General features: G+C 54.2%; 23 protein-coding genes. 4 read left to right on the plus strand and 19 right to left on the minus strand.

What is annotated here, in order from left to right:
- Positions 1-484: 484 nt before the first annotated feature.
- The 5 genes from dnaG to QHG98_01715 all read right to left on the minus strand — a co-directional run bounded on the left by dnaG (position 485) and on the right by QHG98_01715 (position 5,684).
- Positions 485-1,801, minus strand: a complete 1,317-nt coding sequence (gene dnaG, locus QHG98_01695) for a DNA primase DnaG (GenBank protein ID MDH7596446.1) — start codon at positions 1,799-1,801, stop codon at positions 485-487.
- A 373-nt stretch (positions 1,802-2,174) separates the two neighbouring features.
- Positions 2,175-3,209, minus strand: a complete 1,035-nt coding sequence (locus tag QHG98_01700) for a 60S ribosomal export protein NMD3 (GenBank protein MDH7596447.1) — start codon at positions 3,207-3,209, stop codon at positions 2,175-2,177.
- Positions 3,206-3,565, minus strand: a complete 360-nt coding sequence (locus QHG98_01705; protein ID MDH7596448.1) for a DUF424 family protein — start codon at positions 3,563-3,565, stop codon at positions 3,206-3,208. Before QHG98_01705 ends, QHG98_01700 begins: the two co-directional genes overlap by 4 nt.
- 7 nt (positions 3,566-3,572) lie before the next feature.
- A complete protein-coding gene (locus QHG98_01710; protein ID MDH7596449.1) occupies positions 3,573-4,475 on the minus strand; it encodes a hypothetical protein in 903 nt (300 codons plus the stop codon).
- 9 nt (positions 4,476-4,484) lie between these two features.
- Positions 4,485-5,684, minus strand: a complete 1,200-nt coding sequence (locus tag QHG98_01715; GenBank protein ID MDH7596450.1) for a methionine adenosyltransferase — start codon at positions 5,682-5,684, stop codon at positions 4,485-4,487.
- A gap of 187 nt (positions 5,685-5,871) precedes the next feature.
- On the opposite strand from QHG98_01715, the gene QHG98_01720 reads away from it, so the two are divergent.
- A complete protein-coding gene (locus QHG98_01720; protein ID MDH7596451.1) occupies positions 5,872-7,491 on the plus strand; it encodes an NAD+ synthase in 1,620 nt (539 codons plus the stop codon).
- 559 nt (positions 7,492-8,050) lie between these two features.
- On the opposite strand, the gene cas4 is transcribed toward QHG98_01720, so the two are convergent.
- From cas4 to QHG98_01755, 7 genes are all read right to left on the minus strand, one after another.
- Positions 8,051-8,569: a CRISPR-associated protein Cas4 gene (gene cas4 / locus QHG98_01725; GenBank protein ID MDH7596452.1), complete on the minus strand. Its 519-nt coding sequence runs from the start codon at positions 8,567-8,569 to the stop codon at positions 8,051-8,053.
- Positions 8,562-8,825, minus strand: coding sequence for a hypothetical protein (locus QHG98_01730; GenBank protein ID MDH7596453.1), 264 nt, complete (start codon positions 8,823-8,825; stop codon positions 8,562-8,564). Before QHG98_01730 ends, cas4 begins: the two co-directional genes overlap by 8 nt.
- Positions 8,826-9,051: 226 nt before the next feature.
- Positions 9,052-10,212: a molecular chaperone DnaJ gene (gene dnaJ, locus QHG98_01735; protein MDH7596454.1), complete on the minus strand. Its 1,161-nt coding sequence runs from the start codon at positions 10,210-10,212 to the stop codon at positions 9,052-9,054.
- 14 nt (positions 10,213-10,226) lie between these two features.
- A complete protein-coding gene (gene dnaK / locus QHG98_01740) occupies positions 10,227-12,071 on the minus strand; it encodes a molecular chaperone DnaK (GenBank protein MDH7596455.1) in 1,845 nt (614 codons plus the stop codon).
- Between the two features lie 42 nt (positions 12,072-12,113).
- Positions 12,114-12,650, minus strand: a complete 537-nt coding sequence (locus tag QHG98_01745; GenBank protein MDH7596456.1) for a nucleotide exchange factor GrpE — start codon at positions 12,648-12,650, stop codon at positions 12,114-12,116.
- Between the two features lie 31 nt (positions 12,651-12,681).
- The gene (thsA, locus tag QHG98_01750) at positions 12,682-14,298 is read right to left on the minus strand and encodes a thermosome subunit alpha (protein ID MDH7596457.1); all 1,617 of its coding nucleotides are present in this window, start codon (positions 14,296-14,298) and stop codon (positions 12,682-12,684) included.
- 487 nt (positions 14,299-14,785) lie between these two features.
- Positions 14,786-14,953: a hypothetical protein gene (locus QHG98_01755; protein MDH7596458.1), complete on the minus strand. Its 168-nt coding sequence runs from the start codon at positions 14,951-14,953 to the stop codon at positions 14,786-14,788.
- Positions 14,954-15,467: 514 nt separating this feature from the next.
- On the opposite strand from QHG98_01755, the gene QHG98_01760 reads away from it, so the two are divergent.
- Entirely contained in the window at positions 15,468-16,757 is a 1,290-nt protein-coding gene (locus tag QHG98_01760; GenBank protein ID MDH7596459.1) for a hypothetical protein, read from the plus strand.
- Positions 16,729-17,754 carry a class I SAM-dependent methyltransferase family protein gene (locus QHG98_01765; protein MDH7596460.1) on the plus strand — a complete coding sequence of 342 codons (1,026 nt, stop codon included), beginning with the start codon at positions 16,729-16,731 and terminating at the stop codon, positions 17,752-17,754. Before QHG98_01760 ends, QHG98_01765 begins: the two co-directional genes overlap by 29 nt.
- Before the next feature lie 154 nt (positions 17,755-17,908).
- On the opposite strand, the gene QHG98_01770 is transcribed toward QHG98_01765, so the two are convergent.
- The 5 genes from QHG98_01770 to nifU form a co-directional block, all read right to left on the minus strand.
- Positions 17,909-18,643: a Dna2/Cas4 domain-containing protein gene (locus QHG98_01770; protein ID MDH7596461.1), complete on the minus strand. Its 735-nt coding sequence runs from the start codon at positions 18,641-18,643 to the stop codon at positions 17,909-17,911.
- A gap of 4 nt (positions 18,644-18,647) precedes the next feature.
- Positions 18,648-19,985, minus strand: coding sequence for a hypothetical protein (locus tag QHG98_01775; protein MDH7596462.1), 1,338 nt, complete (start codon positions 19,983-19,985; stop codon positions 18,648-18,650).
- The gene (locus QHG98_01780) at positions 19,982-20,404 is read right to left on the minus strand and encodes a hypothetical protein (protein ID MDH7596463.1); all 423 of its coding nucleotides are present in this window, start codon (positions 20,402-20,404) and stop codon (positions 19,982-19,984) included. Before QHG98_01780 ends, QHG98_01775 begins: the two co-directional genes overlap by 4 nt.
- Positions 20,405-20,806: 402 nt before the next feature.
- Positions 20,807-21,217, minus strand: coding sequence for a hypothetical protein (locus tag QHG98_01785; GenBank protein ID MDH7596464.1), 411 nt, complete (start codon positions 21,215-21,217; stop codon positions 20,807-20,809).
- Between the two features lie 60 nt (positions 21,218-21,277).
- A complete protein-coding gene (gene nifU / locus QHG98_01790) occupies positions 21,278-21,667 on the minus strand; it encodes a Fe-S cluster assembly scaffold protein NifU (GenBank protein ID MDH7596465.1) in 390 nt (129 codons plus the stop codon).
- A gap of 592 nt (positions 21,668-22,259) precedes the next feature.
- On the opposite strand from nifU, the gene QHG98_01795 reads away from it, so the two are divergent.
- Positions 22,260-22,544 (plus strand): non-histone chromosomal MC1 family protein, encoded by a 285-nt coding sequence (locus QHG98_01795; protein MDH7596466.1) that lies wholly within the window; start codon positions 22,260-22,262, stop codon positions 22,542-22,544.
- 79 nt (positions 22,545-22,623) lie between these two features.
- Here the strand turns inward: QHG98_01795 and QHG98_01800 are convergent, their stop codons facing one another.
- Both QHG98_01800 and QHG98_01805 read right to left on the minus strand, forming a co-directional pair.
- Positions 22,624-23,133: a rubrerythrin family protein gene (locus QHG98_01800; GenBank protein MDH7596467.1), complete on the minus strand. Its 510-nt coding sequence runs from the start codon at positions 23,131-23,133 to the stop codon at positions 22,624-22,626.
- A gap of 44 nt (positions 23,134-23,177) precedes the next feature.
- Positions 23,178-23,840: an NAD(P)/FAD-dependent oxidoreductase gene (locus tag QHG98_01805; GenBank protein ID MDH7596468.1), complete on the minus strand. Its 663-nt coding sequence runs from the start codon at positions 23,838-23,840 to the stop codon at positions 23,178-23,180.
- Between the last annotated feature and the right edge of the window lie 765 nt (positions 23,841-24,605).

Below are 24,605 nucleotides of genomic sequence, written 5' to 3' on the forward strand. Positions count from 1 at the left end.
AGAATCGCATCATCGAAGATCTGCAGCATCGTCCTCTAAATAGTAGTCATTTGTCATCGGTTAAGGATTTTATGAAAATATATTGACCATGAAATTTGACAAATTGAGATCTCCCCATAGTGGAGAGTTTGATTCAAATCGACCGCCTGTGGACTTGAGTCCTGATAGCAGTACTGAGGCGAGATAAGACTATTAAGTCCAATTCTACACATGTCGATCTTAACCGATGACGCATGAAATAGTAGTAGGAGATGACAATGTCAGGTTATTCATCTGGACTAAGACGGCATATTCAGCCATTCGCGCCCGCGCCTGTGAACAGAAGCAAAAGCCAGTGGGACGATGGGCATCCCCGCATGTATGCAGTATCTGAGGGCAGAGGAGCAGCTCAATAGATGGTGAAAAGGAGATCCGGGCAGAATCTCCTGGATAGAGAGCAGCAGGGAGCAAACTCCGGTCTCCAGGCCGGAGTAAGCCTGTGTGATCACTGACCACTTGTTATGACCTTTACCCCCACAGGGGTCTTCGCTATGCTCCCCATCTTCGCTCCAATCAGATAGTCCAGGCCTTTTTCAGCCGCGATATCGAGAAGCCTCTGGGTGACCACTCCATCGAATATCACGCCATGGACGCTGCCGTTTGACTCCTTCAGCTCTTTTGCGAGGTCGCGCACAGCCACATCCCTTATCGGGTTGTTGTTTCTGTCGAAAAGCCTTGCCGTGAGCGTCCCGTCGAGCTCTTCGACGTGATGCTTGAACCACTCCCCGGCCTCCTCGGCCTCGATCTCCGGCTCCTCGTAGTGCTCATGGGCATCCTTCTGAAGCGCTCTGGTCTGGATCTCTGGCGGTGGAGCTATCTCAGCACGGTGCGCTATTGGGACCACCTGGGCGACAGTCCTGACAGAGACAGGTCTCTCCTTTATCAGGCTCTTACGCTTGGTCACGATCTCCCGCTTCTTTCTCGCAACCGGCTTGATCTTGTACATGTCCATGACCTGCTCGACCGGGATCTTCTGGCGGAGTGCGCGAATGATCTCCTTCTGCGTCAGCTCCTCCACGCACTTGCCCTCCGGCGCACGTGCGACGTAATCTATATCCGCGACCTGCAGAAGCTCCTTGACGATGAGCTCCCCGCCGCGGTCGCCATCTGTGAATGCTGTGGCGATCTTCTTCGAGCAGAGCTCTGTGATCGTGGGAGGTATGTTCGTACCGCCAACAGCGACGGCGTTCTTTATGCCGTACTTGAGAAGGTTCAGGACATCAGCCCGTCCCTCAACAACAAGAATCGCATCTGAGTCCAGCACGTTCGGACCCGCCGGCAGGTTGTCCTTGCCTATGTAGGTGATCTCCTCCACCCTCACAGACTGCTTGATCTCCTCAGTGATCTGCTCAGTCTCAAGGATGTTCTCATCGAACATCTCCACCAGTATCCTCTTCGCCCTGTCGATGATGTACTTCCTCTTCGCGGCTCTTACATCCTCTATCTTTGTAACCTGTATCCTTGCCATGCAGGGCCCAACCCGGTCTATGGTCTCAAGAGCTGCAGCCAGGATCGCGGTCTCGACCTTATCGAAGCTTGAGGGTATGGAGATCGTGCCCATCGACTTCCCGCCACTTGAGGATATCTGGACGTCTATCCTGCCGAGCCTTCCAGTCTTCTGCAGATCCCTGAGATCGAGATCGCTGCCCAGCAGCCCCTCCGTCTGGCCGAATATCGCTCCCACAACATCGGGCCGCTCCACTATGCCATCTGCAGTGATATCAGCGTAAATTATATATTTTGTTGTGTCAACATTCTGCATATAAGACACTCCAAATTTTAAAATAGTCAGATAAAAGTCACGCAGACCTTCACCGCCCGACAGGTCGACCTACCCACACTGTATCGGCGTCGCCCAACTGCTTCACCCTGCACAGTCCTTCAGCCAAAATACCCTTCAGGTGCCCTTCCTATCGAGCTGTAATGATCATGAACGTGCATTTATCCAACTATTCCCATGCTCATGTATCAGCTTTATGGATTATGTGATAACTGCCCACTGTGGTCCTACCGAGCTCTCATGTGAGATACAACGCTCTTACAATAGCTCCCACGCGAGCATCTATCAAAAAGTAAGGGGCAAAACTAGTTTAATAACTTTTTGGTACCACCCGATCGGCATACAATTTATAATACTAATACAATAAAAACATACCCCTGTCTGTATGCAATACTTTCACCTCTGCTCCAGACTCGAGCTTCATTCCAGCCGGGCGAATCGTGAGCACGGTCCGGTAGCTCTCCGGATCCAGAACCTCCACCACGCTCTCGTCAACGGAGATCACCACGCTCTTCCTGGCCTTCGAGCTGTCTCCTATGATCTCCGCAGCATCAGCCTCATCCTCAGATATGAAGAATCGCTCGCCCTTGTCCAGAGAGACAACCGCCGTCCTTCTCCCCTCAAACCCCACCACCTCCATCACCGTACCCTTTGAGTATATCACATCGCCCTTCCTGAGCCTGGGAAGGCGCACAAGCATGGTTGTCCGGAAGATGTCCTTCCCGTCCCTGCATCCCACAAGCTTCACAGATTCCTGGACCCTGCCGCCGAACCTCTGAGCGATGGTTTTTGCTATATGCCTTCCAAGCTGTGTGGAGCCCACAATGATGTCTATGCCTCCCCTGACGTCCTTTATGTCCTGTATGAATGCGAGCCGGTCGCCCTTCTTATATCCAGCCGCTGCAAGGCTCTGGGCGATCTCCCTCGCCTCTGAGAGATCGCTCTCTTCCGGCGGCCTCTCACTCCTCCTCACCTGGACTATGCCCTCAAAGTATCTGCCGGAGATCCTGCTGCACCTGTCGCATGTGCGTCTTGATACCCTTACCCTGATCTGACAGTCAGAATGCACGATAGCGCCCCTGAACATGCCGCTCAGATGGACATCTGCCACAAACCTCGTGGATCCCCTTGGATGCAGGAGGATCTCCAGCTCGACATCCTCAAGCTCATGGTGTACAGAGATCTTCTTGAAGAGAGCATCTCTGATGAGCTCATCCAGATCCGAATCTGACTGCCTCCACCTTCCCCTGTCCAGGATTGAGCCGCAGACCGGGCAGACGACAAGCTCGATCTGATCCGGGCAGACCATGAACTCTGTCGTCTCGAGAATGCAGGAGAGGCAGAGCCCGTCATCAGATGCCCCACCGCATCTGGGACATATGCTCTTCACATTCGCACCATCTGGGCGCACGGAACCCCATCGATATGCAGAACGTTCTCGCTATCGACATACTCGAATGCTATCGCCCATGCGACCGCTCTCTCGCCGACGAAGTTCGCCATCGTCGCCTCCTCGAGAGCTCTCTCGAGCATCGCCGCCGATGCCAGCTCCTGACCGAAAAAGCTCACGCTCACCTCGAGCTGGAGCTCGTTCTCCGTGAACCGCTGTCCGAGCAGTTCGCTGTCGCAGACAGCCACCAGGACCTCCCCGCCGATCGTGTACGTCCTGAGACACATCGACATCTCATCGTAATCGCCTGGTGCTCCATCGTTTCTCATCATACCATCAATCCCTTCATTTGTCATGCCTGATTTATATCTCCTCCTGCGCGCCAGGTGTTTCCAGGTAAACAAAGCCGTGGTTTGTGACCCTGGTCGTGAGCACTATATCAAGAGAGCCGCCCGGGCTGGATGTGTTTCTTGTGAAGCTCCTGGACTCGCCAGGGCAGAGCCGGAACATCTCGCCCATGTGCGTCATGTGCACACAGCCATCCTCAATGCCCAGAATACCGAACCGATCGGTCTCGTTCGTCTCCATCGTTGATACCTCTGCTGTGTACGGCAGCTTCACAGCATTGAGAATGCTGCTTGCACCTCCGCCGAGATCTCCGGAGAGCGATATGCCCGTCCCGACTATGATATCTGCATCCTCCACGCCATCGAGGGGCATCATCGATCTGAGCGTGCCATCATCCAGCGAGTATGTGGGGAAATCGATCATGATGCGCGGGCCTGGCCCTGTTCTGGCGATGCCGTGCTCAACTGTCCATATCTCGAGAAAGAGATGCCTCCCCGTGTTTACCGTCAAATCCTCTCCATGCCTGCCTATTCCGAGCACCCCACCATCGACCGCGACAAAGATCTGATCCCCAATAGCTGCTATCGATCCCGGGTTGTTGAGACCTCCTGCAATATCACGGATGCTTTCGCCCCTGATCGAGGTTATCCTGTCCGAATGTGAGACCAGCAGCTCACCATTGTTGAAGGCAAGCCCTCTGACACGCCCGTCGACCTCAAATCGGCCCAGAAGCTCCCCATCAGGAGATATCCTCAGGATCTCCGTTGTATCATTGCCGGCTCTGTAGACCGCAGCATAGATCTCATCGCCGGAGCTTGTCAGCACATCCGGCCTCTCTCCGCTCCAGATCAGTGTGCCCGCGGCATATGAGATCTGTGGTATAAGGACAAAAAGAAGAGCCATGGCCAGCGCTCTCATAACTCCACCTCAGTATGTCTGGAGCTCCCCGCGGAATATCATCTGCTGCACCCTGGGGATGTCCTCGAGCCACCTGTCGGTTATCTCCTGCGCCCTGGAATGTGCCGAATTCATACTCACCCCCTCCTTCAGGACGAGCTGCACAGATGCGATGTGCGGCTGGCTTATTGGCTTGCCGATCTGTGAGAGTATCTTCACGTAAACCTCCTCCACACCCTCCACCTCCTCAGCGATCTCCTTTGCTATGAGGTTTGAGAGGAGGTTGTAGATCTTGCCGACGTGGTTGATCGGGTTCTTCCCTGACGTGGCTTCCAGGCTCATCGGTCTGTTCGGTGTTATCAGGCCATTTGCACGGTTGCCCCTGCCCACAGCGCCGTCATCCCCCATCTCTGCAGAGGTGCCTGTGACAGTGATGTACACAGAGCCGGTTGCTATGTTATCGCCCACGTTCATCTGCACGCTGACCCTGCGCCTTGTCATCGACTGCGCCTTGGCGGAGATCGCCTCCACGATCTCTTTCTTCGTCTCCACGTAGTGATCCAGATCATCTATGTACCTGTCGACCATCGCGCATGCGATCGTCAGATAGATCGTATCGTCATCCCTGAGACCCATGACCTTTATGTCCTCGCCTATCGCGGGTATTCTGCTCCTGAGCGAGAGAAGCTCCTGCTCTGTGCTGTACACTATCCTCTCGGTCTCAGATAACGGAGCATATCCCACACCGTATGATGTATCATTCGCGCTTGGCACAGTGGTAACATCTCTGTCGAATATATCACACAGATCTGCAGAGCCTGTGCCTATCTTGCAGTCTATGATGACATGTGTATCCAGATCGAGGTTTCTCAGAGCTCTCCTGAGGTGGTTTCGTGCTGTTCTCAGCGCTATTGCGTCCACAGGCACCTCAACATCTCCGCATGTCCGCGTCGCTCTGCCTGTGAGCAGTATGTACTGGGGCTGGATGACCTCCCCACCGCCGAACGCCGGCCTGGAGCGTCCCGCCACTATCTGTATCTTGTCGGTGTTGTGGTGAAGCACCCTGCCGAACCTCTCGATGTACTCTCTGCAGAGGGCCCGGCTGATCTCCTCCGCGATGCCATCTGCAACGCTGTCCGGATGCCCCAGTCCCTTGCGCTCCACAACCTCTATCTTCTGCTTCTCAACAGGCCTCTGGGTTAGCTCCTCGACCCTGATATTTCTGGTCATGACCCCATCCTCGGTTCAGATCTTCGAGCTCAGATCCACCAGCTCCCTATTAATACTTTGGTCGGTGGAATGGAACTCCGGTTGGCTCATTCATTGATGAAGATGCCAGCTGGTTTTAATCATGCCTGAAGAGCAGCTCGCTCGATCCAGATTGGTATATATAAGAGATGTGCCATACGCTGATCCGATGAGAGCAGCTCTTCTACAGATCAACACAACCGTCGGGGATCTCGAGGGCAATGCGTCTCTTATCAGAAAAGCTGTGGAGTCGCTTGATGCAGACCTGGCGATAACCCACGAGATGTCCCTGCTGGGATATCCTCCGCGCGATCTTCTTCTCATGCCCGGCTTTGTGAGCAAAGCCTGGGATGTTCTCAGGAGGCTCGCGCTCGATCTCAAAGATTCTCCGCCCGTGCTCGTCGGGATACCGGAGCCGAATATATCCGATACCGGGAGAACACTCTTCAACTCTGCTGCCCTTTTAGCAGATGGATCTGTGAAGCAGATCTTCCGCAAGACTCTGCTCCCAGCATGGGATCTCTTTGATGAGGAGAGATACTTTGAGCCTGCATCAGGACCTCAGATGCTGAACATAAAGGGGAGAACGTTTGGGATCTCGATATGCGAGGACATCTGGAACGACAGATCTCCCTTCGGGCGCAGAAGGTACCAGAGGGACCCGCTGGAGGACCTGCGCGGAGCTGACTGTTTTATAAACATGTCCGCATCGCCTTTCACTGCGGGAAAGCACCTCAGAAGAGAGATGATGCTCAGCACCATCGCCCGCAAGTACGGAGTACCTCTCATCTATGTGAACCAGGTCGGCGGCAATGACGATCTGGTCTTCGACGGCAGAAGCTGTGCTTTCACACCTTCAGGAGAGCTGATGGCGAGAGCTGCGGCGTTTGAGGAGGATGTGCTGGTAGTGGATATGGATTCCCACAGCGGACATGTCTCCAGAGACGACTTCTCTCCGGAGTCTGAGATATGGAGGGCGCTTGTGCTAGGCACCAGGGATTACGTTCGCAAATGCGGGTTCACATCGGCTGTGATCGGGCTATCCGGCGGCATTGACTCGTCCCTCACAGCTGCGGTTGCCGCTGAGGCGCTCGGCCCCGAGAATGTGACTGGCGTTCTCATGCCATCTCCATACACCAGCAGGGAGAGCATGGAGAATGCCCTGGAGCTTGCAAGGAACCTCCGTATAAAAACCATCACCATACCGATAACTGAGATAATGATGGCATTCGAGCGCACCCTGGAGCCGGTTTTCAGGGATGTGAAGAGAGATGTGACAGAGGAGAACATCCAGGCGAGGATACGGGGGAATATACTCATGGCACTCTCGAACAAGTTCGGGCATATCGTTCTGTCGACGGGAAACAAATCCGAGCTTGCAGTTGGATACTGCACGATCTACGGGGACATGTCAGGTGGTTTTTCCGTGCTATCAGACGTCCCCAAGACCATGGTCTACAGGATAGCGAGGTGGATCAACAGGAGAGGAGCTGTGATACCCCCGAGGGTTCTTGAGAGGGCGCCGTCTGCTGAGCTCAGGCCTGGGCAGAGAGACCAGGACGTCCTTCCCCCATACGAAATCCTGGATGAGATTCTGCACAGGCACATAGAGCAGCACCAGTCTGAGGAGGAGATCGCGAGCGCCGGTTTTGATCCTGAGCTTGTGAGATACGTCCTGAGGATGATCAAAACCGCGGAGTTCAAGCGGAAGCAGGCGCCACCAGGTATTAGGGTCACAGACCGCGCCTTCGGGAGCGGTTGGAGGATGCCGATAGCCTGCAGGATGTAAGCCAGATTTCTGCCGCAGTAAACCTCCGGGCACAAACGGCCGGGTATTCATGCCAGCCTGCCCCATGAATTGTGCAGGTGTAACACTCGTGCTTACCTGCTGGAGGATTGAAACATATGAGGGGATCTCCTTCACGGCTTGACCAAAAGCCCATCACACATGGAGAATCACAGGCTCTCTGGCGCCAAGTACTTGATTGCAAAGGCCACAACCTATAGTATTCCGTATAAGTTGATATAATATTGCACGTCACATAAAATCATCTGTGAAGTATGACACATCCAGTAAATTTTAAATGGATTTACATGAAGTGACGCAAAAGGCTATAATTGGTTGCTCTCCGGCATGATCGCTCTTATGTGCTTAGCAACTTTGATGCCCGCAAGCCCATTGCTACCAGTCCTCATTTATAGTCCTTTGCGTCACTCCATGTAAACTCATTTAAAAGCTACTGGATATGTCATACTTCATAGACGATTTTATGTGATATTCTATATTATAGCAACTTATGCGGAATATTATATTCGACAGGCGTTCCCGATGCCATCGTATCAAGGCGTCAAAGCGCCTGTTTGCAGCCCCTGCGAAAGGAGCACCTCAAGCATCTCGCCTTCTGGCTGTGATTCCTCTTAGCATGCCCCCTTATCAGCGCGCGCCTCATCTCATCCAAAGCGCTCAGGACCTCAGCCCTAAGATCGTCATTGAGCTCTATCCTGTAGCGCCTGTTCCTGTAGACGATATACCCGTACGGAACATATGTTCTGTAGATCTCTTCCATGATCAGGCCGTAGGCTGCAAGCTGGAGCTGGTGGCTCCTGTACGGCTTTTCTGCCAGGCTGCTCTTGACCTCTACGGGTATCAGATTCCTGCCCTCTTTTATTATGTAATCTGGCTTTCCTGAGAGATGGTAGCGCTCGGAACGCAGGACCCTTCCAGATCCGGACAGATCTGAGTAGAGGGCATCTCCATCCAGCAAACCGTATCTCACTTGTAGGGATCTCGCAGCCGAGGATATCTTGATGGACAGAAGCAGAGATGCAGTGCCCAGAACAAAGAGGAGCGGCGTGATCTCATTCATGAACAAACCATCCAATAACTGATAAAAGCATCATAAGCCCTCCTGCGATCCGCAGGATACCCGAGATCCTTTTCAGAAGATGCGATCTCGACAGGGACGCGCCTGCTGCTCTGTGCATCTCCCTCCCCTCCATCATCTCCCTGCGCACGTGTCCGGAAGGTCGCATTCCCATCCTGCTCTGGTACCAGGCCACAGGACAGTATGCGTACTCCGCAACCTCGGATGCCGATATCCACTCCCTCTTCCGGCGGAACATCGCTTACTGAGGTCAGACCGTTTATTTATAAAATTGACGGTATGCTCAACAGGTGGCCTGTTGATCTGAGCCATCTGATACATACAGAGCTGCAGCGCGCCGGTTATCCCGGAGCGCTGGGCGCTGCTCTCTTCAAGGAAACAACGACAACCACCGGATTTTTCCCGCAACGCCTGATTGATCAGGAACTGAAATGTCAGGCGCTTTGGATCTCCTGAATCAGATCCTACCGCACAGCGCCCTTTACCTCATCAACTATCTTCTCGAAAAAACCGGATTTCCCATGATGTCTTCTGCCCTCTGTCTCGCCGAACTCCCTTGCGAGCTCCTCGAGGAGCTGTCTCTGCCTGGGCGTCAGCGATGTGGGTATCCTCACGTTCGTTCGCACCAGAAGATCCCCTGTGCCCGTGCCATGGAGCCTTGGCATGCCCTTGCCCTTGATCCTGAAAAGCGATCCGCTCTGCGTTCCTGGAGGTATCTTCAGGTGTGCTCTTCCATCCAGGGTTGGAACATCGAGCTCTGTGCCGAGGGCAGCCTGCGTCATGCTGATGTTCATCTCGTGAATCAGGTTGTCGCCATCCCTGAAGAACAGCGGGTGCGGCCTGACGTTGATGAATATGTACAGGTCCCCAGGCTCAGCCTGTGCCCCAGGAGAGAACGGCGGAGCCTCACCCTGGCCTCTCAGCTTGAGGTGATGGCCTGTGTCCACGCCAGGCGGGATCCTGACGTTTATCTTTCTGTACCTCCTCACCCTGCCGGTGCCATCGCAGTCGTCGCAGGGCGTCTGTATCACCTGCCCCTTCCCGCCACACCTGGAGCATGTGGTCGATGTCACTATCTGACCGAACGGCGTCACCTGTGTCCTCGTTATCTGTCCTGTGCCATGACAGCTCTGGCACCTCACCGGCGATGTACCCGGCTTTGCTCCCGTACCCGAGCAGGTCCTGCAGACCTCTGTCCGGGGCACCTCGATTGTGGTCTCCAGACCTGAGGCAGCCTGCTCCAGCGTTATCTCCAGGTCGTATCTGAGATCCCTTCCCCTCACAGGCCCGCGGCGACCTCTGCCAAAGAACATGTCGAAGATGCTATCAGTGCCGAACCCGAACCCTCTGAGCAGATCCTCGAAGTCGACGGATCTGAAGAGATCCTCCTGGGAGTACTGGCCGATGCCGGCATGTCCGAACTGATCGTACTGCCTCCGCTTCTCAGGATCTGAAAGTACAGCGTACGCCTCCGAGATCTCCTTGAACCTCTCCTCTGCGTCTGGGGCGTCGGAGCGATCGGGATGGTACTTCATCGCCAGCTTACGATAAGCGCTCTTGATCTCCTTCTCTGTGGCGTTCCTGTCGACGCCGAGGATCTCGTAGTAATCCCTCTTCTCCGCCACCCCGACCGCCTCACTCAGCGCTTATCGTCGTTCACGACCTCGTAGTCCGCTTCAACTGTCTTGCCGCCAGATGTGGATCCAGATGAGCTAGAGGCAGATCCGCTCTGGCTCTGTGCAGCCCTCTGATACATCGCAGCCGAGAGCTCATAGACCGCATTCTGAAGCTTCTCCATCCTGCTCTTGATCTCCTGGATGTCCTTACCTGAGAGCGCGTCTCTGAGCTCAGATATCGCCTTCTCGATCCTCTCCCTCTGCTCGGACGTTGCCACATCTCCGGCTTCCTTCAGCATCTTCTCAGTCGTGTATATCAGGTTGTCAGCCTGGTTCCTGGTTTCGATCTCCTCCCTGCGTCTAGCATCCTCCTGCGCGTACCTCTCCGCTTCCTTCACCTTCTGCTCGATCTCCTCCTTCGAAAGCCTGTGAGGCGCTGTGATGGTGATCCGCTGCTCCTTCTTCGTAGCAAGATCCTTCGCTGAGACGTGAAGTATGCCGTTCGCATCTATATCGAACGTGACCTCTATCTGCGGAATTCCGCGGGGCGCTGGGGGTATGCCCACGAGTGTGAACCTGCCAAGGGAGATGTTGTCCTTAGCAAGCGGCCTCTCGCCCTGGAGCACATGTATCTCGACGCTCGTCTGATTGTCCGCTGCGGTTGTGAAAATCTGGCTCTTCCTGGTTGGGATCGTTGTGTTCCTCTCTATCAGCTTTGTCATGATCCCGCCGAGGGTTTCAACGCCCAGTGAGAGCGGCGTGACGTCCAGGAGCAGGATATCCTTGACCTCGCCCGCGAGCACTCCTGCCTGTATGGCCGCGCCCATTGCGACGCACTCCATCGGATCAACGCCGCGCTCGACATCCTTTCCCATGACGCGCTTAACGAACTCCTGTACCGCGGGCATTCTCGTCGGCCCACCAACCAGGATTATCTTATCGATATCACTCTTGCTGAGCTTCGCATCGCTGAGAGCCTGCTCCATCGGGCCGCGGCACCTCTCCAGCACATCCTGGATGAGTTCCTCCAGCTTCGCCCTCGTTATCGTCATGTTCAGATGCTTCGGACCGCCGGCATCCGCTGTTATGTATGGGAGGTTTATCGTTGTCTGGAGCATGGATGAGAGCTCGATCTTTGCGATCTCCACGGCCTCGCGGAGACGCTGCATTGCCATCGCGTCCTTCCGCAGGTCGATTCCCGTCTCCTGGCGGAACTTCTCAACGACGTAGTTGAGGAGCCGCTCGTCCATGTCCCTGCCGCCGAGCTGTGTATCGCCACTTGTCGACTTGACCTCGAAGACACCCTCGCCCATCTCCATTATCGTGACATCAAGCGTCCCGCCGCCGAGGTCGAAGACCATGATCTTCTGCTCGCCCCCCTTGTCAAGACCATAGGCCAGCGCAGCAGCCGTCGGCTCGTTGATTATCCTAACAACATCAAGCCCTGCTATCGTACCTGCATCCTTCGTCGCCTGCCGCTGGTTGTCATTGAAGTACGCAGGCACCGTGATCACGGCTTTCTCGACCTTCTCACCCAGGAAGGCCTCTGCATCCTGCTTTATCTTCCTCAGAATATGGGCAGAGATCTCCTCGGGAGTATACTCCTTTCCGAAGACCTTTACCTTGTAGTCGGTTCCCATCTTTCTCTTAATACCAGTTATCGTGCCCTCAGGGTTTGTGATGGCCTGCCTCCTGGCCGGCTCCCCCACAAGGACCTGGCCATCCTTTGTGAATGCAACGTATGATGGGAACGCCTTTCCACCCAGGCTCGTGCCCTCAGCGCTGGGTATTATCGTCGGTCTTCCTCCAATAAGCACCGCAGCGGCGGAGTTGCTGGTTCCAAGATCTATGCCTATGATCTTCGACATGCTACCATCCCCTAAACATAATTATGCAATTAACATTTAACCTTATCCACGTTTTGCGACAGCGACCTTCGATGTTCTTATGACCTTTGAATGAAGTGTGTATCCCTTCTGAAACTCCTGAACGACAGTCCCGTCCTCAGCCTCCTGGGACTCGACCTGCATCATCGCCTCATGCACAAACGGATCGAACTTTTTCCCCAGAGCATCTATCGGCTCCAGCCCCTCAGATCTCATTATATCCAGGAGCTGCTCGTACAGCGCCTTGGATCCATCATCGTGCTTCGCTGCCTGCTCCAGGCTGTCCAGGAAGACCAGGAGTTTTTTTATGATCGTCTCAGATGCGAACCTTGCGAGCTCCTCCCTTTCACGGGAGTTTCTTTTTATGACGTTGTCCAGCTCTGCCCTGCATCTCAAAAGCTGCTCGAGCCGCTCATCTGCGAGCCTCCTGGCATCCTCTAGCTCCTGCCGGAGTCTCGCAATTTCATCCACAGAAATGTCTTCAGAGGAGCCCCCGATAGATACTGCCTCTATCTCCTCCTCAGAGCCCTCAATGATCTCCTCTGAAGGTTCATCTGCCATCGCGCTCACCTTCAAAAGAGGATGTGACTGCTCACATCCTCGTGTAGTCGTGTGGACTCTGCCCTGGCTTCGGCTTGAGCTCCTCTCTCTTAGCAGCTATCACATCATCCACCCTGAGGACCATTGTGGCGGCTTCTGCAGCTGACTTCACCGCCTGAAGCTTCACCTTGAGGGGCTCCACAACGCCGCCGTCGAGCATGTCCGCAGTACCTCCTTTATGGATATCGACTCCATATGTTCGGAGACCTGCACCATGCTTCGATCTCAGGGACACAATGGTATCTATCGGATCGAGACCTGCGTTCTCTGCAAGCGTCTTGGGTATGACCTCGACTGCATCTGCAAATGCTCCCACCGCGAGCTGCTCCCTGCCGCTGAGCGTCGCAGCATATTCTCTCATCCTCTCAGCGACCTCAACCTCAGGAGCGCCTCCGCCGGGAACTATCTTTCTGTAGGAGAGCACATCACCAACAACCATCAGGGCGTCGTTAAGAGCCCGCTCCATCTCATCCAGGAAGACCTCGGATCCACCGTGGACGACGATCGTCACTGCCTTCGGGTCCTTGCAGCCCTCGACGAAGATCATGTGCTTGTCCTTCTTGATCTTCCTGTCCTCAACGACTCTGGCATGCCCGAGATCCTGCGGGGATGCCTGCATCGGATCGCCTATTATCCTCGCGCCGGTCGCAAGTGCGAGCATCTTCATGTCCTCGTCCTTGACCCTGCGTGCAGCAAGCATGTTGTGCTTTGCCAGGAAATGCGATGCAGCAACTCCGATGCCCTTCTGGCACAGCACCACATTTGCTCCGGCCTTTGCAAGAGCCTCCACCTGTGCCTCAAGGACCCTCTTCTCGCCCTCCTTGAAGCTCCTGAGACCCTCGACCTCTGAGATCGTTATCTTTGCATCCGTTCCAAGCTTCTTCAGCTCGAGCGTTGCATCCAGCAGGGCGATCCTCGCATCCTCGACCCTTCTGGGCATCTCGGGATTCAGGCGCTCCAGCTCAAGAACGATGCCGTGCACGAGCTCTGTGTCAGCCAGACTTCCGCCGGTGATCTTCACTATCTTCACTCTGTTCTCCACATCCACCTTTCCGTTGTCCTCGATGGCGAGAGCTGCATCCACCACAATATCCGCCAGCTTCTCCTTCATCGCCTCGATGCCCTTACCGGTCATCGCGGTCATCGCTATCTTTCTCAGCACATCCCTGTTCTCCCTGGTGACCTCGAGCGACATGCTCTCGAGAATTTCGCTGGCCTTCGCCTCAGCTGTCTTGTACCCCTGAACTATCGTTGTGGGATGGACGCCCCTGTCAAGAAGTTCCTCTGCCTTCTTCAGAAGCTCTCCCGCGAGGACAACTGCTGTTGTGGTCCCATCTCCCACCTCATCATCCTGCGCCCTTGCAACCTCCACGATCATCTTGGCAACTGGATGCTCTATGTCCAGCTCCCAGAGTATCGTGGCGCCATCGTTCGTGACCACCACATCTCCATTGTTGTCCACCAGCATCTTGTCCATGCCCTTCGGGCCAAGGGTTGTTCTCACAGCCTCTGCCACCGCCCTCGCCGCTGTTATGTTTTTATGCTGGGCCTCGCGTCCCACATCGCGCTTGGCACCTTCCTTTAAAATGATGATCGGATAGCCGCTCATTCCAGCCAAATCAACTCCTCCAAAGCCTGGCTGGGCTTAAAGCTGTTTGAGGTTCTATATAAATATTCCGATAGCAGGTGATGGATAGGGCACTCACCGTCTCCGACAGGCAGCGTTACAAAAGGACGAAAGCATTGCGAGCCGGGATCGGGCTGCTGAAGAGCATTTCGATCGATTCCGGTGGCAGTGGTCGTGTACTTGATTCGTTGAAAACCAGAGCGCCAGCCCCTCCAGATTCAGGGGATATCCCTTCATGGATCTCGATTCCAGCAGAACCATTCAGTGATACGAGCTCACGATCGTGGCAGTATGCCTCGTGAAACCTGCGAAAATACTGGAGATATATGCAGGTACACAATCAGTGATGCTACATGATTGCGTGTGCGGATCTCGACGATCCGGGCAGCAATCCGCAATCATCTGCAATACGGAATCAAACAAAAAACAGGTCGAGAAATGAGTTTGGGCGCCTCTCAGCGCGTGGATCTCATCTCACCCTTGCGGGCCTGTGTTTCTGATAGCACTCCTTGCAGTATACGGGCCTAGACCCATCGGGCTTGAATGGAACCTGTGTCTGTTTACCGCAATCCGAGCATACCACATCATGCATCTCTCTTGGGCCGTGGTTGAAGCCACCCCTATTACCAAATCTCATATATTTCACTTCTTATTCGACTCGAGAAGAGCCGCTCTGCCACAAAAACATCTCAACAAAATCAATTGAATCGATGTAATGCAGCACTCCAAGCAAGGGCAACCCAGTATATATAGTTATCCCCAGGATCGCGCTGGTGTTGGGTCCTGAAGCTATTTCGCGTCACATCCAACGCCATAGGTCGTGTACTCGATTCATTGGATCCACAACGCTCAATCCAGACTCATGGAACATCTCGCTCATAGCTGTTGATTACAGCAGGTTCACTCAGCTATTCGAGTCTCCGACCCTGCGATCTACTGCGATATGTGATTCGCAGCGACTCTGTCAGTACCCCATGCAACCCTGTGAGATCCATCTGGAATCATGTGAGAGCATGCTTTCTGGACTGCATTTTCAGTTATTCGATCCTGAGGAACTCCAAGTGATCCGAGACCATAAAGGTAAGGACTGATGGCACAGCGCATATATGACGCCATGAGCAGTCAGTGGATTTTTCCAAAAATTACTTATCATGGTCCGCGCAGCTACAGATACGATGGATGTCTCCTTCTCATCGTGGAAGCTCGCAAATGAGAACAAAGGCCCACTTCCGCTCAGCGGAGATAGCTTTTCGTTCCTGTTTGACAGGAGGTACACGAACAGGCTCAACAGGATGAGCCGGGTATTCTTCGAGGCCTATGCGAAGGCGACTGCAGAGCTCGCCGTATCAGAGGACCGTTTCCCCAGCCTGAGCGAGGTCGAGGCGAAGATGGAGAGCGGGGCAGTCTATGCCTTCAAAGACAGACTCATGAAGAACACCCAGTTCTTCGATGAGGTGAAGATCTCAGGTGTCTCATACCTCGTTCCGAGAGCATATCATTTCGTGGACTCATCCGGCATATACACCGATCTGATCTTCGATTTCGAGAAGGGATCGGTCACGCTGCCAAGCCGGCGGAAGGTTCCACTTCTGAAGGACAGGACTGAGATCAGAGAGCCACAGGCAGGGGAGACGGCCGGAGAGGAGAAGAGGGCTCCAGAGCGAGAGGTGGAGCCGGCCGGGATGGAGGTGCCAGGGGGCAAGCCCGCTGCAGAGGAGATCCCAGAAGCGGAGGAGGCGGCGCCCGTGGGGCCTGCAGAGCCGTCTGAAATGCAAGCCCCTCCCAGACATGATGTTGCTGAGGCACTTTACATGGAGGAGGCCGCGGAGCCATCTGAAAGAACACACCCCCCGATACCACCGGTGCCCCAGGCCACTCCTGGGGAGAAGGCCGGGGCTGAGGAGGAGATAGCTGCTGAGAAGGGGCCCGGATACTCACGGACTCAGATCGGCATCCTCCTGGCGGCTCTGCTCATCGCGGCCGGAATCGGTGTCTTTTTCATTTACTCGCCATTTCTCGCCCCAGCCCAGATAGATCACGTGATGTATGCCGCGTACATCTCGAACAGCACAAACGAGAGCATACTCAACTTCGATATCGAGAACTCGGCTGGCATACAGCATGAGGTGGAGCTGATCCTGCCGGAGAACATCGACAGATCCGTAATCGCCAGGGGCGGCACTGTGACCGTGTCCCACTACAGAGGTACTGTCGTCAGGATGTCATCATCCGGCGACTCAAGCATAAAGGTGTACCTCTCAGACAGGAGAGATTATGTTCCGGTCGTGCTGAGCGTATCGGTGCCAGAGGGCTACGACTCAGGCATAGTGGTACATGGCAGGAGCTATGAGGTAATCAAAAAGGACAGAGAGCTCGAGCTCCGACTGAACGTCACATCCGAGAGGGTGGAGTTTGACCAGAGCTACATGCGAACGCGATAGGCTTGCTGTGGTGGTCGGGAGCTCTGAGGCATCCAGTGCCATCGGAATGCTCCGGGAGAGGGGGCTGCTCGATAAGCGCAGGAAGATCGTGCGCAGGGGAGAGCTGGTTGAGATCCCTGTACTGAAGGAGATTGCAGGGATGCAGATCGTCGAGCAGCAATCCCCGGAGAACTATATCAAAATGCCGGAGCTCTCAGACCTCCTGGATGGATCGATTCCAGAGCCACTCAAGAAACTCCTCCCGAGGGGGTGGTTCATACTGGGAGACACGATAATCGTCAGGATCCATCCCGATCTCTCGGAGCACAAGCGGATGATAGGTGCCGCTCTTCTCAGGCTCTATCCGAGATGCAGATGTGTTCTTGCGGATCAAGGGGTCAGAGGCCAGTTCAGGGAGCCATGCAGGGAGGTCATCGCAGGGACACCTGCGGAGACGATCCACAGGGAGAACGGAGTTCTCTTCAAGCTCGATCCGATGAGAATAATGTTCTCGCAGGGCAACGTGAAGGAGAGGATGCGGATGGCCTCTCTCGGTAAAGATGAGATCGTTGTTGACATGTTCGCTGGAATAGGCTACTTCTCCCTGCCGATGGCAGTGCACTCGAGACCGTCGAGGATCACAGCAATCGAGATTAATCCGCTCGCTCACAGATATCTGGTGGAGAACATCAGGCTGAATCACGTTGAGGATATCGTCGAGCCGGTGCTTGGAGACTGCGCTGTTCTGACACCTGAAGGAGACGCGAACAGGGTCATAATGGGCATGGTGGGGATAACCGACAGATACCTGAGGAAGGGAATAGAGGCATTGAGACCCGGCGGTATCCTGCACTACCATCAGAACGTGCCCGCGTGGCAGTATCCCGACGCTCTGATAAAACCACCTGTGCATGCTGCAGCGTTTCTGGGGAGATATGCAGAGCCTCTCGGATGCCACAAAATCAAAAAGTATGCCCCGGGGATCATACACGGCGTCGCAGACATAAGGATATGCTGATCGCCAATATGCATCTGCTTGAAGCAGAAGCACCAGTTTGGCATGCGATCTTGCGAATGAGCGAGTGCTTCAAGCAACGTCTGCTATTCGCTCATGAGGAAGCCTTCAATGCCCCTGCACTCCAGGTCTGCAACCTGAAGTTTAGATAATGGAATCACAGCATCCTGGAGACGGCGCAGCTCTTCACCCCGCATATTCCGATCATCTCACACGAATCGCATTTCTCGTTCCTCACATCAGGCATCTCTCCATCGCGTATCTTGCGCACACGGTCCCTCACCCAGAGCGCCCTCGATCTGTCCAGGCCTCTGATGCGCACGCGTCTTATCTCCCCCTCACGCACGTACTCAACCTGCCCCGTGGATACCTCAACCCCAAAGCGCTCTTCGAGGAGCATGGCGTACCCAGCGAGCTGTATCCTGTCCCTCCTCCACACCCCCTCTCCTGGCGGTCTCCCGGTGCGGACCAGTGATGGAATCATCTGAGCATCTCCGCCCAGCAGCATTCCCAGCAGCCCCCGCCGTTCTGGCTCAGGCCTGACCAGCCTGTCCAGAATCCCGGAGAGGCCCAGCCGCTCTGAGCGCAGCTCCACCTCGATATCACATGGTGTTACGAGCTCCCGTGGAACAGATGCGATCCTGGAGATGGATCCCCTCATGCTATCGATGGATCTGATGACATCTTCCTCTGGGATTCTGTGGACCGTAGCCACATCCTGCACGACCTTTGAGAGATCCCCGCGCAGATCCTCTGGTGCTGAGTAAAGCGCGAGATGGCGGAGAAGCGTGCGCCCTCTATCAGCTCTGAAGCATTCTCTGCCCATCGACTCCAGATAGACAAGCATCGGGCACCTCAGGTAAAGCCCTATATCGTGAATCCTGACGAACATGAGCTCACAGCCTGAACATCGCCCTGAAGCTCTTGGACCCCATCTCTCCCTTTCTGCTGATGGACGTCATTCCATCCGGACCACTGAGGCTATCTGAAGACACGTGCGGGGCGTTTCCGGTGGCGTTCGGCGCCGGTGGAAGCGACGATGAGATGTTGCCCTCGTCAATGCGTGGCTCAGGCGCCTCCAGCGATGAGGGCATGCTGCTCCAGAGTGGGATCCTGAAGCTGGCGACGAAGAGATCCTCCTGCTCAAGATCCCCTGCGGGTATCATGCCGATAACCACGCATTCATCCCCACTGCACGCAACAGATGTCGCTATGCCCCTGCCCAGATTGTATGATGTCAGCGGCACCCCGTTAGGATCCGTGACAACAAGCATCATGCTCCAGTCGTTTGTTGGCCCGCTTCTTCCAGCTATGACATAGCCATCATCGGACTCTGCGACCGCCATGCCCACCTGGTCCCCCTCGCCTCCAAAGCTCCTCCACCACAGGAGATCGCCCTGCGGTGATATCCTGGCGAGCAGCATGTCCTTGTCCCCTCTTTTCGTCTCTGTTCTTCCTGCCAGAACAAAACCATCCCCGGATGATATCATCGAGAGCGCTGCATCGCTCCCCGTACCCCCAAAAGACCTGTTCCAGATCTCTGATCCCAGATGATTCACCATGACGATATACACATTCTCATTGCCTGCGTCTGTCCCATACCCGGCGGCTATGTACCCGAAGGCTGTGCGCTCCACCGAGAATCCGACATCATCCTGAGATCGGCCGAAGGCCTTCGACCAGAGAACCCTTCCATCCCGATCCAGCCTGATCATCCAGAGATCCTTGCCGCCCGCGCCAAATGATCTGGTCGATCCGGCTATCACAAAACCATCACCCGTGTCCCTGACAGACCATCCAGCCTCGCCATCTGTGATGAAACCACCCAGCACCCTGTCCCAGAGGAGATCTCCTCTCTCATCGAGCCGCAGCACCCAGAGCTTCTCGCCCCCGGGGCCGAAGGAGTCGGTGGTGCCGACTGCGATGAAGCCGCCGCCCTCCACCTCATCTATCCCGTAGCCCATATCATCGCCAGGGCCGCCGTATGTCTTGGCCCATTCGATCTCCCCGCGGCTGTTGAGCTTCAACACCCACAGATCCGTATCGTTCCTGACAGTGTACCCAATAACTGCATATCCACCGTCGCTCGTTTCCCTCAGAGACCACCCACCATCTGAGTACGGCCCACCGTAAATATGCATCCAGGCAACATCTGGTGGCAGGGGCTGTGGAACGATATCCCCATGCGCATCTGCTATCAGAAGAGCTATCAGAACCAGTGGTATCGATCTCATGCTGCAGGCTCGTGAAAGATCACAGACTTGTCGACCTGGAAGTCCCCGCTCAGCGAGATTCTGGACCATATGCCCTCTCGGCCGAAGGTCCTTTTGCTGGCCTCCATGCTCCAGAAGCCCCTGATATTCCCGCTCACAGAGGATGCAACATCACTTCCAACACTCGTAGTTCCAATTGTATCATTGGATGAGATGGCAGAAGCTGTTGTCTGATTCATCGTGCTGTTTGTATTGGGCGCTGATTCATTCAGGCTGGCAGTGCTGTTATTCGCCGGCAGAGACCTTGTGTTTATCAGTATCGCTTCCAGCGATGACAGAAGGCGCTTCTCCATCACCGAGGGAGCTTCCGAGGAGACGCCGAAGTTGAGGGCTGAGGACAGACCGATCATCAGAACCACCACTGCAGCAATTCCCTTCAACACACCACCCCTGTGGAGGGAAGGTGCTCTATCGATTTTAACCTTTCCACTGTGCATGAGACGCGCTCGAATCTCCGGCACACCCGGAGAGACGTTGAAAAACTTTCATAAGATGTCAGAGCCAATTGCCAGTGAAATCCATGCGTCATCGGTTAAGATCGGCATGTGTAGAATTGGACTTAGTAGTCTTATCTCGCCTCAGTACTGCTATCAGGACTCAGGTCCACAGGCGGTCGATTTGAATCAAACTCTCCACTATGGGGCGATCTCAATTTGTCAAATTTCATGATCAATATATTTACATAAAATCCTTAACCGATGATCAATGCAGTGAAATCTGATCCTGCATCTCCGGTATCTGAATGCTGGTCATGACCTCTCCCTGAAAGGGCGAGGAGTGAGTCAGATCACGCTTCTGAAGAGCACCGGCCTGCCTGAGACCTGGGCGATCATCCACGGGTCGTTCAGCATCTCCGGAGACGCGAAGTCAGGTGCATTTTTTGCGCTCAGGCTCGCGTTCTCGATGATAGGCGTGCTGTTTGTGGGAAATGCTGGATAGAACCACGCCCCTGAACCCATGTACTCGAGCCTGCCGCCCACGAGCATGTGCCACTTCGGAACCGAACCCCAGGACCAGAGCCCATCCGCAGTTGTATTGGTCCTGTTTACCCCAGCAGACTCCATCAGCTCCAGGCTCTGGAGCCAGGCTTTTCCAAAACCGCCTCCGACCTGCTGTGTGCCCTCTCCAGTTATGGAAACAGCAGGCGGGACTGAAAGCATGAGCATAACGACAGCCAGCGCGATAATTCTCATACGCAACCACCCTGCCACCGAACTTTGAGCGCACATGGGCTGTACCTCCCAAGCCACATCTTAATGCTTTTGCTTTTTCGAGAGGTAATCGTTGATGGCTGCGTGCAGCGCATCTGCCGCGAGGTTGGAGCAGTGCATCTTCTGTGGAGGCAGGCCATCGAGAGCATCTGCCACGTCATTTCTTGTTATCCTCATCGCCTCCTCCAGGCTCTTTCCTCTGGCCATCTCTGTGATCATGCTGCTCGTGGCGATTGCTGCCCCGCAGCCGAAAGTCCTGAACCTGATGTCCTCTATTTTCTCATCCTTCACCTTTATGAAGATCTCCATGAGGTCCCCACAAACCGGATTTCCGACTCTGCCGTATCCGTCGGGATCCTCTATGACCCCAACATTTCTTGGGTTCATGAAGTGCTCCATCACCTTTTTGCTGTAGCCAGTCTGCTGAGTCATGAATGGATTTATGCAGGCTGCAGGAGATTATATTTTCGCTGACATTTATGCGTTCGATCGCTTCGTTTTCCCGCCTGATCGTGATCCGTCATGCTGGTGTGGTGGGGCAGTGTGCCGAAATTGCTGTAAATTGACCTTATGCTGGCGCGAAGCATACCGATCAGTTTCGAATTTACAGCGAATTCCATGCGTCATCGGTTAAGATCGACATGTGTAGAATTGGACTTAATAGTCTTATCTCGCCTCAATACTGCTATCAGGACTCAAGTCCACAGGCGGTCGATTTGAATCAAGCTCTCCACTATGGGGAGATCTCAATTTGTCAAATTTTATGGTCAATATATTTTCAGAAAATCCTTAACCGATGACAAATGCAGCGAGTTCGATACACTGCCTGCTGGTTCACGAGATGCCATTGAGCGAATTGCGCACGCGATCGATTTCTATAGTCTGACCGCATCGATCGAGCAGTTGCGAAGAGGTACTTTCACCAATTCCTGAGATGGAACAAAAAATTAATATAAGGGTATTTGATATATACATGCAGGAGTACTTAAGAGCCCATGGATATGGATAATCCGAGGTATAAAAAATGGCTGAAAAAAAGTCTGAGAAAAGGAACTTCGCATTGAGGGATGCCGAAGGAAACGAGATCGGTGTCTTCAGCGGGAAGCAGCCGAGGCAGGCGGCGCTCAAGGCTGCCAACAGAGGGTTCACGGATATCAGGCTGAGGGAGAGAGGAACGAAGAAGGTCCACATCTTCAAGGGCTGGAGAACACAGGTGCCGAAGCCGCCCAATGCGCCCGCGTGGATGCCGGACATGATCTGGAAGCCGAACGTCAAAAAGATCGGCATAGAGAAGCTGGATAAGATTTAAGGGGGCGAAGCGGAGTGCCCGCCATTTCCAGGGCGCGGGAGTTGCTCATTTTTACCGCCCCGCGAACTGGAGATTCACCTCAGTCTATTCGCCTGAATGACGAGCCCTTGGCTCCGCAGATGGGGCATCTCTCCGGAGGCTCCCTTCCGACGGTCATCCCGCATACCGGGCATACGAAGTAGGGATACTCCTCCTTTGACTCGCCCAGCTTTGCCAGTGCTTCCCTGTAGAGTTCCGCATGGACCTTCTCCACCTCGTTTGCGTAGCGGAACGATATCTCAGCTGCCCTCTTTCCCTCATCCTTCGCGGTCTTCAGCATCTCCGGGTACATATCCTTGAACTCATGCGTCTCGCCTGCCACTGCCTCCTCGAGATTCTCCCTCGTTGAGCGTATGGCGTTCAGCGCTCTTAGATGGTTCATCGCATGGACTGTTTCAGCCTCGGCTGCAGCCCGGAAGAGCCTGGCAACCTGCAGATACCCTTCCTTCTCTGCCTTCTCAGCAAATGCCAGGTACTTCCTGTTCGCCTGCGACTCTCCGGCAAACGCCTCCTTCAGATACTCCTCTGTCTTGGACATTTTCTCACCCAACAGCAACATCATCTCCGGCAGTATTTGAGCCAGACCTCTGATCTTCAGGATCCCAGCACCTCGCCCTTGAACCTCTCGAAGCCGATCTCCTCGATGAACTCCCCCAGGCGCTGCTTCTTTGCATGCGCCTTGTAGTAGTTGATGATCCTGTCCACGAGATCTATCGCCTCCTCGTCGTTCAGGTTCTCTGCCAGAACCTGCGCGATCCGCGGCTTTGCGCCGGCGCACCCTCCGACGACGACACGCCAGCCCTTCGATGTGCCTATGAGCCCGATATCCTTGATCCAGGGCTCGGCGCATGAGTTGACGCACCCCGAGACGCCCATCTTGAACTTCCAGGGGAGCTGATACCCATGGTACCTCTCGTCTAGCTTCAACCCGACTCCAACAGAGTCCTGCTGCCCCCTCTTGCAGAACGTCGTGCCCGGGCATATCTTGACGCTCCGCACACACATCCCTATGGCATGGCCAGGACTCATGCCGAGATCCTTCCAGGCATTGTCTATATCCTCAGGCCTGATGCCAACTATCGCTATCCTCTGAGCAGAAGTGAGCTTCAGCACCTTTGCGTTGTACTTCTCAGCAACGTCTGCTATCTTTCTCAGCGTGGCCGGGTCGATTATGCCTCCAGGTATGTGAGGAGCTATGGCGTATGTCTCCTTGTCGCGCTGCACAATTGCACCCTTCTCCAATATGTCCTTGGACAAGACAAAACCCCCATACGAGATCGAATCTTTTCTTATTTCAATTATGCGATCCGATGAGAACAGCCGGAATGAAAACCGCTGGGCATTCAGAAAATCCAGAAAATACACAAACTAATAAAAAATATATTTTCCTAATTAGAGTGCTTCCCGGACGAATGTGCCAGGGCTTATCTCGACCTTCTCGGCAGCTCCTCGGACCTTGATCTCCTGGAGACCTCTGTGCTTCTCGATCTCCTTGCCACATCAGATCGTGTCCTTCTTGCTATATCTGACATACGTATCACTGCTCCATACTTTTCGTAAGGATAAAAACCTTTTGTATAGGATTGATACGATCGCTGCAATATGTCACATATGAATATACACAAAATAAGAAAAATCATGTGCTCACGTGGTTGCATCTCAGGAGACGCACCATCCACAGGATCTTGGAGATGATGCATGCAAGTGCATTGGTCGTCGGTTAAGGATTTTCTGAAAATATATTGACCATAAAATTTGACAAATTGAGACCTCCCCATAGTGGAGAGTTTGATTCAAATCGACCGCCTGTGGACTTGAGTCCTGATAGCAGTGCTGAGGCGAGATAAGACTATTAAGTCCAATTCTACACATGTCGATCTTAACCGATGACGCATGCATGCAAGTGCTGTGTTCCATAGTGCACCAGGTGAGACCGTGTGCCCTCATTGTTGAGATCAACAGCGTGTGTCTCACCGAATTCAGGAAGGACATGCTGAACGATGCTGATTCCCTGGAAACTGC

It is taken from the genome of Methanothrix sp., assembly GCA_029907715.1.
In the GTDB taxonomy this organism is placed as follows: Archaea; Halobacteriota; Methanosarcinia; order Methanotrichales; family Methanotrichaceae; genus Methanothrix_B.